General features: G+C 58.2%; 15 protein-coding genes and 4 pseudogenes. 9 read left to right on the top strand and 10 right to left on the bottom strand.

Going from position 1 to position 10,874, the window contains the following annotated elements:
* From EOB36_RS34620 to EOB36_RS06320, 3 genes and pseudogenes are all read left to right on the top strand, one after another.
* A pseudogene (locus EOB36_RS34620) lies at positions 1 to 248 on the top strand (hypothetical protein); the annotation flags it as partial.
* A gap of 152 nt (positions 249 to 400) precedes the next feature.
* On the top strand, positions 401 to 1,180 hold the full coding sequence (locus EOB36_RS06325) for a DUF4142 domain-containing protein (RefSeq protein ID WP_245329960.1): 780 nt from the start codon (positions 401 to 403) through the stop codon (positions 1,178 to 1,180).
* Between the two features lie 19 nt (positions 1,181 to 1,199).
* A pseudogene (locus tag EOB36_RS06320) lies at positions 1,200 to 1,803 on the top strand (hypothetical protein).
* Positions 1,804 to 2,190: 387 nt separating this feature from the next.
* Here EOB36_RS06320 and EOB36_RS34910 read toward each other — a convergent pair.
* From EOB36_RS34910 to EOB36_RS35925, 6 genes and pseudogenes are all read right to left on the bottom strand, one after another.
* Positions 2,191 to 2,334: pseudogene (locus tag EOB36_RS34910) on the bottom strand (peptidase M14); the annotation flags it as partial.
* A 141-nt stretch (positions 2,335 to 2,475) separates the two neighbouring features.
* Entirely contained in the window at positions 2,476 to 3,114 is a 639-nt protein-coding gene (locus EOB36_RS06310) for an SGNH/GDSL hydrolase family protein (protein ID WP_245329961.1), read from the bottom strand.
* Between the two features lie 350 nt (positions 3,115 to 3,464).
* The gene (locus EOB36_RS06305; protein WP_128284527.1) at positions 3,465 to 3,974 is read right to left on the bottom strand and encodes a DUF892 family protein; all 510 of its coding nucleotides are present in this window, start codon (positions 3,972 to 3,974) and stop codon (positions 3,465 to 3,467) included.
* A gap of 560 nt (positions 3,975 to 4,534) precedes the next feature.
* On the bottom strand, positions 4,535 to 4,861 hold the full coding sequence (locus EOB36_RS06300; RefSeq protein WP_127206584.1) for a hypothetical protein: 327 nt from the start codon (positions 4,859 to 4,861) through the stop codon (positions 4,535 to 4,537).
* 15 nt (positions 4,862 to 4,876) lie between these two features.
* Positions 4,877 to 5,536 carry a hypothetical protein gene (locus EOB36_RS35930; protein WP_342587111.1) on the bottom strand — a complete coding sequence of 220 codons (660 nt, stop codon included), beginning with the start codon at positions 5,534 to 5,536 and terminating at the stop codon, positions 4,877 to 4,879.
* Positions 5,537 to 5,649: 113 nt separating this feature from the next.
* Positions 5,650 to 5,820 (bottom strand): annotated as a pseudogene (locus EOB36_RS35925) (ATP-dependent DNA ligase); the annotation flags it as partial.
* A gap of 260 nt (positions 5,821 to 6,080) precedes the next feature.
* On the opposite strand from EOB36_RS35925, the gene EOB36_RS06290 reads away from it, so the two are divergent.
* Positions 6,081 to 6,248 (top strand): DUF3606 domain-containing protein, encoded by a 168-nt coding sequence (locus tag EOB36_RS06290; protein WP_095486899.1) that lies wholly within the window; start codon positions 6,081 to 6,083, stop codon positions 6,246 to 6,248.
* A 92-nt stretch (positions 6,249 to 6,340) separates the two neighbouring features.
* Here EOB36_RS06290 and EOB36_RS34300 read toward each other — a convergent pair whose 3' ends face one another.
* The gene (locus tag EOB36_RS34300) at positions 6,341 to 6,517 is read right to left on the bottom strand and encodes a hypothetical protein (RefSeq protein ID WP_158302633.1); all 177 of its coding nucleotides are present in this window, start codon (positions 6,515 to 6,517) and stop codon (positions 6,341 to 6,343) included.
* A gap of 77 nt (positions 6,518 to 6,594) precedes the next feature.
* Between EOB36_RS34300 and EOB36_RS06280 the strand changes: the two genes are divergently transcribed.
* Both EOB36_RS06280 and EOB36_RS06275 read left to right on the top strand, forming a co-directional pair.
* The gene (locus EOB36_RS06280; RefSeq protein ID WP_164759360.1) at positions 6,595 to 7,353 is read left to right on the top strand and encodes a Crp/Fnr family transcriptional regulator; all 759 of its coding nucleotides are present in this window, start codon (positions 6,595 to 6,597) and stop codon (positions 7,351 to 7,353) included.
* Positions 7,353 to 7,655, top strand: a complete 303-nt coding sequence (locus tag EOB36_RS06275) for a hypothetical protein (RefSeq protein WP_206072984.1) — start codon at positions 7,353 to 7,355, stop codon at positions 7,653 to 7,655. Before EOB36_RS06280 ends, EOB36_RS06275 begins: the two co-directional genes overlap by 1 nt.
* A gap of 246 nt (positions 7,656 to 7,901) precedes the next feature.
* On the opposite strand, the gene EOB36_RS06270 is transcribed toward EOB36_RS06275, so the two are convergent.
* Complete coding sequence (locus tag EOB36_RS06270; protein WP_023803428.1) at positions 7,902 to 8,117, bottom strand: hypothetical protein; 216 nt, start codon at positions 8,115 to 8,117, stop codon at positions 7,902 to 7,904.
* Positions 8,118 to 8,665: 548 nt separating this feature from the next.
* On the opposite strand from EOB36_RS06270, the gene EOB36_RS06265 reads away from it, so the two are divergent.
* Positions 8,666 to 8,851 (top strand): hypothetical protein, encoded by a 186-nt coding sequence (locus tag EOB36_RS06265; RefSeq protein ID WP_095486901.1) that lies wholly within the window; start codon positions 8,666 to 8,668, stop codon positions 8,849 to 8,851.
* Positions 8,852 to 9,603: 752 nt separating this feature from the next.
* On the opposite strand, the gene EOB36_RS06260 is transcribed toward EOB36_RS06265, so the two are convergent.
* Complete coding sequence (locus EOB36_RS06260; RefSeq protein WP_128284526.1) at positions 9,604 to 9,822, bottom strand: KTSC domain-containing protein; 219 nt, start codon at positions 9,820 to 9,822, stop codon at positions 9,604 to 9,606.
* Between EOB36_RS06260 and EOB36_RS06255 the strand changes: the two genes are divergently transcribed.
* Entirely contained in the window at positions 9,821 to 10,030 is a 210-nt protein-coding gene (locus EOB36_RS06255; protein ID WP_095486905.1) for a hypothetical protein, read from the top strand. The two genes, EOB36_RS06260 and EOB36_RS06255, sit on opposite strands and share 2 nt — an antisense overlap.
* A 44-nt stretch (positions 10,031 to 10,074) precedes the next feature.
* Here the strand turns inward: EOB36_RS06255 and EOB36_RS34905 are convergent, their stop codons facing one another.
* A complete protein-coding gene (locus EOB36_RS34905; protein ID WP_245329964.1) occupies positions 10,075 to 10,329 on the bottom strand; it encodes a hypothetical protein in 255 nt (84 codons plus the stop codon).
* Between EOB36_RS34905 and EOB36_RS06250 the strand changes: the two genes are divergently transcribed.
* A complete protein-coding gene (locus EOB36_RS06250) occupies positions 10,264 to 10,764 on the top strand; it encodes a DNA-3-methyladenine glycosylase (RefSeq protein ID WP_245329963.1) in 501 nt (166 codons plus the stop codon). The two genes, EOB36_RS34905 and EOB36_RS06250, sit on opposite strands and share 66 nt — an antisense overlap.
* The last annotated feature ends 110 nt before the right edge of the window (positions 10,765 to 10,874 follow it).

Here is a 10,874-nt window from a genome sequence, read left to right as displayed (position 1 = left end):
TTGCAATGGGGTCGCGCGTGATGAAGCAATCCATTGAGTATGGCGAGGTGCGCCGAGAACGGATCGGTGCCGCCATTCAGAACCTGCCGCCCGATCCCGCCTATACGCTCGGCACCGCCGCCAGAGCCTACGTCCCAAGCGCGTGTTCAGCAGGGAGCCTGCGGAACGCGCCGAATAGGCGAGCTGTTGGGCGAAGTCGCCTGGATGACTTTGGCGGGCTGAGCTCGGAAGAAAAGGCGACAGGCTAAGTCCTGGCGTGCTGCAGCCGCCCGCAAGGCGCGGTTTTGCTCGTTTTTGCTCGCCCGGCACTCGAAACACTTGCCTTCGGGCATTCTCACCCTGGAACAAAGAGGGTCCTGCCTTGTTGGGTCGGTAGCATAGTCGTGGACCAGCCACAGTCGTGCATCACCAAACAAGGATAAAGCCGAAGATTCGACACCTTCTTGGCGGCCTAGTTACCGCCACCGCTATCGCCTTCGCCGTACCCTCATTGGCCGCGGACAGCGCACAGGATTTCGTCGACAAAGCTGCTGTCGGTGGAAGGTTCGAAGTCGAATCAAGCCAGAGTGTTCTGAGCAAGCTTGACGACCAGCAGGTCAAGCAATTCGCGCAGAAAATGATCGATGATCATGGTGCGGCCAACGCCAAGCTGGAGAGCGTCGCTGCCGACCAGAAGCTCAAGGTTCCCACGCAACTGGACGCCAAGCACAAGACGGATCTGGAGAAGCTTCAGTCCGCCAAGGCGCCGGTTGATGAGTCCTATGTTGAGATGCAGCGCACAGCACATGCCGACGCCGTCAAACTGTTCGAAAGCTACGCAAACGACGGAGACAATGCGGCCCTAAAGACGTTCGCGAAAGACACGGTGCCCTCGCTTAAGGCGCATCAGCAAATGGTAGAAGACATTGCATCTAAAATGGCTGCCGGGCTTTCCAGTACGAGTTCGACCACACCCGCGGTGAATACAACCGATACCCCGAATACCGGGGGGCTAGTTCCCGGTGCCAACAGCTTCACGGAAGATCAGGCCAGGAGCCGAATCCAGGATGCCGGCTTCTCTGACGTATCTGACCTCAAAAAGGACGACCAAGGCATCTGGCGCGGTCAGGCCATGAAGAACGGAAAGAGCACCGCGGTAGGTTTGGATTATCAAGGCAACATCGTTGCCAGCACCAACTGAACAGACCAGGAGTTGAGCCATGAAAACGGTAACGGGTTTATTTGACGATTACGATGACGCAGCCGACGCCGTGGGTGAATTGGAAGCAATGGGCATTCCAAACTCCGGACATCAGCATCGTCGCCAACAATGCAACGGGTTGGTACGACGGTGATCGCTCGGAAGCTGCAGAAGATGCGACGGCTGGCGCGGGAATAGGCGCAGTAATCGGCGGCGCAGGAGGATTGCTCACAGGGTTAGGCATCATGGCCATTCCGGGCGTCGGGCCAGTAGTTGCCGCCGGATGGCTCGCTGCTACCGCAGCGGGGGCAGTTGCCGGTGCCGCTGTAGGGGGAGCAACGGGCGGAATTATCGGCGTAATGACAGATGCTGGCGTACCTGAAGCGGATGCCCATGTTTATGCAGAAGGCGTACGTCGTGGCGGCGCTCTTGTAACGGCCAAGGTCGAGGATCAGCTTGTTCCAGATGCCGAACGGATCCTTGAACAGTCCAGGTCGATCGATCTCGCCGAACGTCGCAGTGAATACGAGGCTGGCGGCTGGACCGGCTTTGATCCCTATGCGGAACCATACCCAGCAGAAGACATTGAGCGTAATCGCATCCGCAATGTAGATCGACCTTAGTCGAGGAGCTGAGGTTCCGAGGCTGTAGCAGTTCCGCGGGATCTGTTACGGCTTGTGTTTCGGCTGAGTTGCTTGCCTTCGCCAATTCTTTGGGCTCTTTCGGGGGTTCCATCGGCGGCGGATCCAGGGTGTTTACAACCGGGTCGGTGGCTCGTCCGCGCTCGTTGCCGGTTTTCGATCGGAGCGTTAGGGTCGCGCTGGACGGGCTCTTTCGCCGCTCCTCTCTTTCTGAGTTTCTTTCATTCATGCTCCTCTTGAGCTAGGTGGCTCCTCCCGGCGTTCAACAACGAACGCGATCCGGACTTTTCGTTCGAGCAGATTTACACCCCACTGCCAGCGTGACCCAACGGGAGTACCTCGTCCCGCTCTCATTTGATCAACGCTGCCTGTATATTCAGCGACCACTTCGCCGAAGCTGTTGCGCTGGATATCCACCTTTTGTCCGGCTTCGACCTTGTCGTTGAGTTTGATCAGATGCTCGACAAACCCGCCCTGGGACAGGTGAGGAAAGCACGTTGAGAAGATCGCGATTGGCTAGGGGGTGGATTACAGGACGCATGTTCTGGCGCAACCGCAACTTCCAGAGTGTCGCCGGCTATGTCCGCTTCATGCGATGGCAAAGCTGACCTTAACGGCCTAACGCGGCGCAGTAGCGCAGCCAATTCCAGCTCTCTAGCGAACGATCAGTTCGGCGCGCCCGCTTCGGAATTCGTGCTTGGTAAGAAATGAAACGATCGCTGCAGCGATTTTGCCGCCGCCCTGTTCCGAAGGCTCGATGGCGTTGGCAAAGTCGGCGTCCTTGTCGCAGATAATGCGAAGGTCGATCACTGGAACGCCGCGCCCAGCGGCTGCTCGTGTAATGCAGTCATTGAGGACCGACAGGGCCGTTACCACAATGCGCCTCTCCTCAGAGTTCGGATAACGGACGTCGTAGATCGTACAAACGGCGGTGGGCAGCTTGACGGCCAGAACGGCATCCAGTGTCGACCGATACTCCAGGCAAAACTGCTCTCTTATTTCGGCCAGTCTTAGCAGGGCGGCGGCGACGGACCGAGACGGAGCGTCCAAAACAGAGGAAACGCCGAGCGCGTCGTTACCTCCCATGCTGACCACCAGATGAGTGGCGTCAGCCGGCACACTGTCCAGCTGCTGGCGCACCCCTGCCATCACGCTGCCGTCAACGGCAAGCAGGTCGGCCGACCACCCGATCGGAAGCTGGCGCACCAAATGGGCCAGTACATCTGCTCCGCCGGTCACGTAGGCACCATTGTCAAAAACCGAATCTCCAAGAAGCACAATCTTGTTCGTCATACCCGCATCCTCGGCGAGACTGGCTTGCATGGGCGCGAATGCCGGTCCCGCCGCAGCGGCCAGCAGGAAGCTCCTCCGCGATATCGGGGACTTCACCAGACTTGCGTCTCCATGGGGCTCTCGCTCGCCAAGTAGTTAGCGGCGAGGGCGGCAACACTGTCCGAATAAACCCAGGCGCCCCCAAACGATTGGTTGCCATGTCGCATTCAGCGCCATTGCTGGGAGCATCCCGGCTGCGGCAAGAATGCCGGAAGGGCTTTCCGTAAACCGCGGCAGCCATCCCACTGGTTCTGTTTCGAGCACCGTGCCGAAGGCGAGTTTTTTCTGTAGACGGCAATTGTCCGCCTATGTCACCGTTGCGCCGTGTCAGAATCCCGCTCGTCGCGTCGGAGGAACTCGGTGGTGACCGTGCCGAGTCTGTTTTCTAGCCAATCAGCCATCGCCTCTTCTTCGCGCAGGTTCTCTTTGCACGCGCTTTGGGTTTCGGAATCGCCGACCTCGCCGGCTGCGGCAATGAGCATTTTATAGCTGGCGATTTCCATATGCTCGAACGTGTAGCTGGCCAGCGATCCTTTCATCACCTCGTCGCCTGCAAAAATGCCGCTGATGTTCTGCCCGATTGCGATTAGCTTACCGCCGGCATCCTTCAGCGTCGAAGATCCGTCGCCAATCCGGTCGAGGCATTGTTCGAGACGTTTCGCCTGTTGCCTCGTTTCTTCGAGATGCGTGTTCATCCGGTCGTGAATCTCGGGATAGTTTTCCAGACGCTCGATTTGGCCGCTCAAAATGGTCTCAGCCTGTTCTTCCATGGCGTGAGCGTCGCGAAGCCACTGCACCAGACGTTCCTTGGGCTCTGTCATGTCTGTCTCCGTTGGTCAGCATAGTTTTACTGCCGTCGCAACGCCGCCACAGAGCGATCGTTCCAAAGCTTTGTCCCCAGCCGGGAACAAACACTCAACGACCGGCGTTCTTGCGCGAGGCCGGACTGTCAGTGTGCTCGGTCTGGCTGAACGCCCGCTCTATTTGCAATGCAGCGGGCTCGAAGGCTAGCAAATGCCGCGGCCGCGTTTCAATCGCACCTGCCTCAGCCCTCAGGATCTGGCTGTTTGTGAACGCGTCTTTGATCAGGTTTGCGCAGATGAGCAGATCGATCCTTTTAGCCGGGATGCGGAAGTCTTGGCTGTGACGATTGTCGCGGTTTTTCGAAACATTAGTACCGATGAGGGCAAATTGCTGGAAGCCGTCAGGTCTCGTCGACGCTCAAGGAGCGCAGATTAGCGCACTAACTTGCTTGCCAACATGTGATTGGATTAGGTCCAGGCGCAGCTTGCGATCGTGCGCACCTGTCTAGGCGACCCGGTCGGCCCGCGCTCGGAGGAGGAGCGCGGGCGCTAGAAGCCGCTAATTGTGGAATATCCAATCAGCAATCTTCGGTGGTCTTCTTCATTTGCCCGGGGGCGGCGGTCTTGGCGTCCGTGTCCTGCTGACCAGGTGCGGCATCCTGCGCGCTGCCGGTCTGCTGGCCAGGCGCGCAATCCTTGGCCGAGTTCGGGTTCGTGCCGCTGGTGGTGGTGGTGTCAGTTCCCTGATCGGTTGTAGTGGTTGTGGAATTGGTTCCCTGATCGGTGCTGGGCGTGGTCGTAGTCGTGGTCGTGGAGGTTCCGCCCGAAGTACCGCTCGTCGTCTGGGCAAAGGAAAGCCCGGCGGAAAGCGCCAACACGGCCGAGGCTAAAAGGATTCGTTTCATATTCTTTCTCCTGTCTTAAGCGCACGACGCGCTCACAAACCAACATGCGGACAGAGGGAATGTTCCACACTGATGGAGTCTCTGGTCAGCCCTGCAGCTTTCCCATGTAAGGCCGTGCCAAACGACGCTACTCCTCGTCACCAAAACCCAGCAGCGACGCATGGCATCGCCGCGCAGATGCTTGATGCGCAGCTTGACGCCAGGCCCGACCCACTGCGTAGCAGACCGTTTCTTCATGGCCTCGGGCGGCGGTCCGGCGTGTTCCTGCACCCGCTTCCACAGCCGTTCCTTCACGTCGCGGCCCAAGGTGATGAACGCCGATCCGACATATTTCCCGGTGCCGGGTTCCGCCAGAAGCGCGAACGCCGCCTTGCCCGGCTCGCGCTCGACTCCCATTAGTTCGAACTCGTCAACCGTCCAGCTCTTTATCTTCAGCCAGTTCGTCGTCGGGCCGCTGCGATATTTGCTGTCGGCGCGCTTCGAGACGATCCCCTCGAGGCCGGCCTGGTCGGCGAGATAGAAGATCGCCTCCGCGTCGCCGGGCATGGCCTCGCTGAACTGGATCCGGCTGTTTGGCTTGATGATGCCGTAGAGGATTTCGCGGCGCGCCTTGCAGCCGATGTCACGCAGATCGTGACCGTTGAGGTGCAGGATGTCGGAGGCGCCGAGATACATTGAATAGGGATCGCTGTGGACGGCTTTCTGCGCGCGGCGAAATCCGGCAGCCCAGCCTCATTGGTGACGACCGCTTCACCGTCGATGATCGCGTTCCCGACCTCGAGCTCCCGCGCGGCTTCGACGAGCCCTGCATATTTGTTCGTCCAGTCCGCACCGGTTTTGGTGAAGACGCAGATATCCTCGGGGCTGTTGATGACGATCTGGGAGCGGTAGCCGTCGAGCTTGATCTCGTGAATCCAGTCCTCGCCACCGGGCGGCTTGGCGACAAGCTTGGGTTCCATCGGCGGAATGAACTCGAGCCGATCGACCATGCAAACTCCAACGCAACAGACCCCACTCAATAAAATTTGAACGTTTCGGTTCCTGTGCACGGCGAAGCCAGCCCCATGAGGGGATTCGGTCCGATTCTCCACCGGACCTAAGTCTTATCTGTTCGCAAAACAGGCAAAGACGTATCGCCGCTCGGAACCGCGGCTGCAGGCAGTCGTTGCTAGGGTCCTTTCAACGTGCCGTTTGCTTGAACCCGGGTAGGAATACGGAAATGGAAGACAACCAGAATCGTTTGTCGATCGACGAGTACTACGAGATAGAACATTTCGCGCGAGAGAATGGAATCTCGCCGAGCCAGGTGAGCAAGCTGATCAAAAAGAACGGCAATGATCGGTCAGCCCTGACAAAAGCCGCGAGGGCGCTGCGGGAGGGTAAGTGAGATATCGGACCAACAACGAAGGTACGGGCTACACGGGCAAGGATCACGACCGGCCAATCAAGCCCGAGGCGGAGCATTTCGAGCATTGCCCCTTATGCGGACAGAAGTTCGACATGCGCGATCTCGGCCAGGTGCTTCACCATGCGGAGCCGGAGCACCAGCCGCTTCCGGTAAACCAATAGACCGGCCTGTTCGTTGCTGAAACCCAGCAGCGATGCGTGGCGTATGTGGCTGTGATCGCCGCGGAGATGCTTGATGCGCAGCTTCATCCCGGGCGTGTCCACCTCTTATCCGCATCAGCAGCGTGGAACATCTGCGGCGAATGCAAGTTCGGCAGGTAACGCCCATGGAGGTAACTAAGTCCTTGTGTCCAGCTTTCTCCTCGGACGTGCTCATCCGCAAGCTGCGTCGCGTCGCTGACATCAGCGATGATGACGCCGCGGCCTTAGGAGGCCTCACGATTCAGGAGAAGGATGTTCCGGCTAACAGGGATGTCCTCTTAGAAGGCGATCGACCAACCAACTCCTTTATCGTCTTGGACGGCGTGGTATGTTCATACAAGCACACTGGTGCGGGAAAGCGGCAGATCACCAGCTTCTTTGTCGCAGGCGATCTCCCGGATCTGCACGGCATACATCTGGCAGTCATAGATTGCAGCTTCTCGAGCATGACGCCGGGCAGATTGGGCTTAATCCGCCACAGCGCTCTTCGCTCGATTTGCGAACAACGCCCGCGTGTTGCAACCTCGTTCTGGCGATCGACCCTGATTGACGCTGCGATCTACCGTGAATGGGTCACCAACGTAGGCAGACGGGACGCCTACGCTCGCACGGCCCACATGCTATGCGAACTCATTGTGCGGTTGCGGTTTGCAGGACGCATTGAGGACCACGTCGCGGATCTACCGATCACCCAGGCAGCACTGGGTGATGCGGTGGGTTTGTCCCCGGTTCACGTGAACCGCACGCTTCAGGCGCTGCGAGGTGACGGGCTGATCGCCACGTCAGGTACAAAGTTGCGTGCTCTCGATTGGCCGGGTTTGGTTCAGGCAGGGGAATTCGATCCGACTTACCTGCACCTGAACGACCCCGACGTGGCATTCTGATGACGGAAGCCGATATGCCAAGATATTTCTTTGATAGCGGCGATCGCCAGCATCTCGTGGAAGACAACACGGGTCTGGAGTGCGAGGGGATTGAGGCAGCGCGCAATGCAGCCGTCGAAGGATTGACCGAGCTGGCAAAGGACGAACTGAAAGGTCCCGATGGGCAGCAACTCATCATGGATATCAGGGACGAGAGTGGCAGAAAGGTTCTGAGGCTTAGCCTGTCCCTGGTGATCGAACCGCTTGAGGTAAATGCCGTCTCGCCGACACCCGCCAAAGATGAACCTCGACATCGCGGTTGAACCATGCGGAGCCGGAGTACCAGCCGCTGGTAATTGTGCAGTGAACGAAGACCGGGCTTTTAGCCGACCTCGCGGATCAAGGCGATGCGGGCCTTACCGAGCGATACGAACAGGCGCTCTAGAAGCCCTTCGTCCACTTCGGAAGCCAGGCGATCCTGTCCTGGATCGACACAAGCGTTTCATACCGAGCGACAAGGCTCGTCATGACGTCCTGATGGTGGGAAGTCATGTGCTTTTCTTTCCGCGCTACAATCGGGCATATAGTCGAAGGCGTTCGTAAAGAACTGCCTCGTCAAATTCGCCATCTGAGAAAAGTTCCATTGCGATCACGCTCAGGCGCTCCGCCTGCTCGCTACCAACGGGAATACCTTCCTCAACGCGAACACGATCAAAGACCTGCTTCAACAAAGTCAGGTCACTAGGAAAGGCAATGCCACTCTTTGCAGTCTTAAGGCTGACCATATGCCTTTCCTCCCATTGGGGCGGAAGCGCGGTGGTCGCTCACAGCCATCGATGCCCGTGATGTGTATCGCCGATGAGAACACATTACGCCGATGGGCGCGGAGAGTCTTGAAAATAGCGCCAGACGCTTTCTGCCCGTCGGTTCCATGCTGCCCGCGAAACGACAACAATCAACCGTTGAAAGACAGGCAGTGCGACGGCGAGGCATGGGGGAACCAGAACAACCGTAGGAGCGTGACCCAAAAGCCTGGATCTGCAAAAGCGGCCATTTCGCTGAGCAGTTGCTTCATGCCGGCGAAACGCATGCGCCTGGTGTTCCGTGCGAGCGATAAAGCCCGCGCCCCACGAGGAAGGGACGCGGGCCGATCGGTGCATCGGGCCGATCTGCAGCCGTTCATTGGGAGGGAACAATTGCTGCACTTTCCGAACTTTCATCTCAAGCATGTGTTCCAGAGAAAGCGAAAAATGCCTGGAAGGTTTAGCCATTGATCGCAACAAAACCCTCCCGCCGGCGTTCCGGTTCAATCCAAGGGCTGAAAAGGTTCACCATGGGCGAGGAAGAAAAGTCCGACCGCGACCGAATGACGGATTTTCAGGCGCAGTTCCTCGCCAAGGAAGCTGGAATAACGGAAGCTCAGGCGCGCGAGCTGATCGAGTTGATCGGCACCGATCGGGCATCACTACTTCGGGAAGCTCGGCTACTGAAAAGCCGGCTGAAGCCGCCGGACGCTTAGGGGCATCCACATGCTATCCGCATGGGACAATTTTGAAATAGAAGCGGCTCGATTGAATGAGAGTCGCGCGCGAGCAGATATCGATGATCTTCGCCAGACGATAAACGATACCCGCCGCCTAATACTGGCATCCCGTAAGCTGTTGGATCGCATTGCCGCAGACGATACGCTGAGCAACTAATCAACCGGCTAAAATCCCGCACCATCAAACCGTACAGCTATTCCACGCTCGACCTTTGCACATCGGCCGTCGATTCGATTGAACCACGCGGCCTGCGGAGAGGACCGCGGCTGATTGGAGGGCGCCAGGTGCAGCGTGCCTACTACGACTTCTTGGTCTTCCAATTCCTCTTCGGTTTCGGTGCCGATGCAGCAGGAAGAGCAGTCTCGGCTTTAAGTCGTTGCTCCCGCAGCCGAGCGGTCTTTGCATCTCGTGCGATGCGCTCAATGTCTGTTAATGCCCGTGCAGCATCCGACGTGCGCTCCTGTCTGTCGTGTTTTTCTTTATGGGTAAATGTTTGCCTTTCACGCATTGCCTGTCCTCGATCTGACGGTACGGCGCTTTGTTGGCGACCCGAACGATTGTCGGCAGATCGTGTTCCCCCAAGACAACAAAAAAGCCCGCCGCACCCTTCGGCACGGCGGGCGATCAGTCGTTTGCACAGGGTGGGCGGGGATCGTAAGAAAATCCTACGCGCGCCGGCTGCGCTGCGTCCACCAACCGGCAGTTGGAATGTATCAACAGCTTGCCGTCATCCCGCATCCTTGCCGGCCGCAACCTGACGGTACCGGAAGTGATTCCGGATGTGCTCGTTGAAATAGCGGCCTTTCGCAAAGGCGGCGTTGAACGCGGCGAAGGTCTCCGGCGGCACTTCCTCAAATTCGTATCGTTTGCCGCTGGCGACGAACCACACCGAGAGGATTCTGCTGTCGGGATCGTAGGCCATTTTTCTTATCGAGGTCGATGGCATGATATGGCTCGATCAAAAGTCTTCAACGATCGCAGAGCCTGTCACGTTCCTTCGTGGTATTGCTCCCGAGCAGCGCACGAGGATTTTCTCCGGCCACCTAACGCATCGCGGCATCGCAAGCGCGGCAGCGGGCACGGTCTTCCGGGTCTCTCTTTTCTACGCCGGCAACGAACTTCAACCTTCCAATCACTTCGACCGCTTGGGCTAGGCGCTGTTGAATAGCCAATCGACCCTCATTATAGGCGATCAGAGCTATCGGAGTTCAGCAGGAAGCGCCGCGATGCTGATGATCGCGAGTTTGGCCTTGGTGGATTGGCCTTTTGCAGCCGGAGCGGGAATGTTCTTGTTCGCCCCATGTTTCGGCGCGGTCGAGATCTGGTGCAGGCGTTGATCACGAACCGCCAGTTCTTTGCCCGGGACGCCTGCGTTGTCGCTCGCGATATGATTGGCGCCACGCTTCTTGTGCACGGCGTGGGCGGGATCGTCGTCGAAACGGAAGCCTATCACGCCAATGACCCAGCCTCACACAGTTTTTGTGGTCGGACTTCGCGAAACTCCGCAATGTTCGGCGCCCCAGGGAGCGCATACGTCTATCGGTCCTATGGTCTGCATTGGTGCCTGAATGCCGTCTGTCTTCCCGGTAGTGCTGTCCTTGTGCGCGCGATCGAACCGCAATCAAAGCTCGACCTGATGCGGGCCAATCGCGGCGTTGATGACCTTCGACTTCTTTGTTCGGGACCCGGTCGCCTTTGCCAGGCGCTTGCTGTCGATGCATCTTATGACGGGCTGCCATTGGACGAGCTTCCGTTCCAGTTCAAGCTGCCGTCAGGAGCAAGAACCAGCTCCATCTTAACGGGACACCGGGTCGGCATCTCCAAGGCTGTCGATCTCGAGTGGCGCTTCGGACTGGCAGGCTCGTCGTACTTGAGCCGCAAGTTTTGAGTTGCGTCTGCACGAGTAATTGCCTGGGGTGAGTTCGGGTAATTAGCCATGTGCAGGGTCCGCGATTTCGCCCAGCTTCAACTGTCAGGAGGCGATGGAGCCTGGCTTTC

It is taken from the genome of Mesorhizobium sp. M6A.T.Cr.TU.017.01.1.1, assembly GCF_004023115.1.
Classification (GTDB): Bacteria; Pseudomonadota; Alphaproteobacteria; order Rhizobiales; family Rhizobiaceae; genus Mesorhizobium; species Mesorhizobium mediterraneum.
Note: the sequence above shows the minus strand (reverse complement) of the source record. Positions and strands in the feature narration are given on the sequence as shown.

Bases quoted from the DNA above. Each gene is read 5' to 3' on its own strand.
- EOB36_RS06305 (WP_128284527.1), bottom strand. From the start codon at position 3,974: ATGACAGAGCCCAAGGAACGTCTGGTGCAGTGGCTTCGCGACGCTCAC.
- EOB36_RS06270 (WP_023803428.1), bottom strand. From the start codon at position 8,117: ATGGTCAGCCTTAAGACTGCAAAGAGTGGCATTGCCTTTCCTAGTGAC.
- EOB36_RS06250 (WP_245329963.1), top strand. From the start codon at position 10,264: ATGATTGGCGCCACGCTTCTTGTGCACGGCGTGGGCGGGATCGTCGTC.
- EOB36_RS06255 (WP_095486905.1), top strand. From the start codon at position 9,821: ATGATATGGCTCGATCAAAAGTCTTCAACGATCGCAGAGCCTGTCACG.
- EOB36_RS06300 (WP_127206584.1), bottom strand. From the start codon at position 4,861: ATGAAACGAATCCTTTTAGCCTCGGCCGTGTTGGCGCTTTCCGCCGGG.
- EOB36_RS06265 (WP_095486901.1), top strand. From the start codon at position 8,666: ATGGGCGAGGAAGAAAAGTCCGACCGCGACCGAATGACGGATTTTCAG.
- EOB36_RS06310 (WP_245329961.1), bottom strand. From the start codon at position 3,114: ATGACGAACAAGATTGTGCTTCTTGGAGATTCGGTTTTTGACAATGGT.
- EOB36_RS06290 (WP_095486899.1), top strand. From the start codon at position 6,081: ATGGAAGACAACCAGAATCGTTTGTCGATCGACGAGTACTACGAGATA.
- EOB36_RS06275 (WP_206072984.1), top strand. From the start codon at position 7,353: ATGACGGAAGCCGATATGCCAAGATATTTCTTTGATAGCGGCGATCGC.
- EOB36_RS34300 (WP_158302633.1), bottom strand. From the start codon at position 6,517: ATGAAGCTGCGCATCAAGCATCTCCGCGGCGATCACAGCCACATACGC.
- EOB36_RS06280 (WP_164759360.1), top strand. From the start codon at position 6,595: ATGGAGGTAACTAAGTCCTTGTGTCCAGCTTTCTCCTCGGACGTGCTC.
- EOB36_RS06260 (WP_128284526.1), bottom strand. From the start codon at position 9,822: ATGCCATCGACCTCGATAAGAAAAATGGCCTACGATCCCGACAGCAGA.
- EOB36_RS35930 (WP_342587111.1), bottom strand. From the start codon at position 5,536: ATGTATCTCGGCGCCTCCGACATCCTGCACCTCAACGGTCACGATCTG.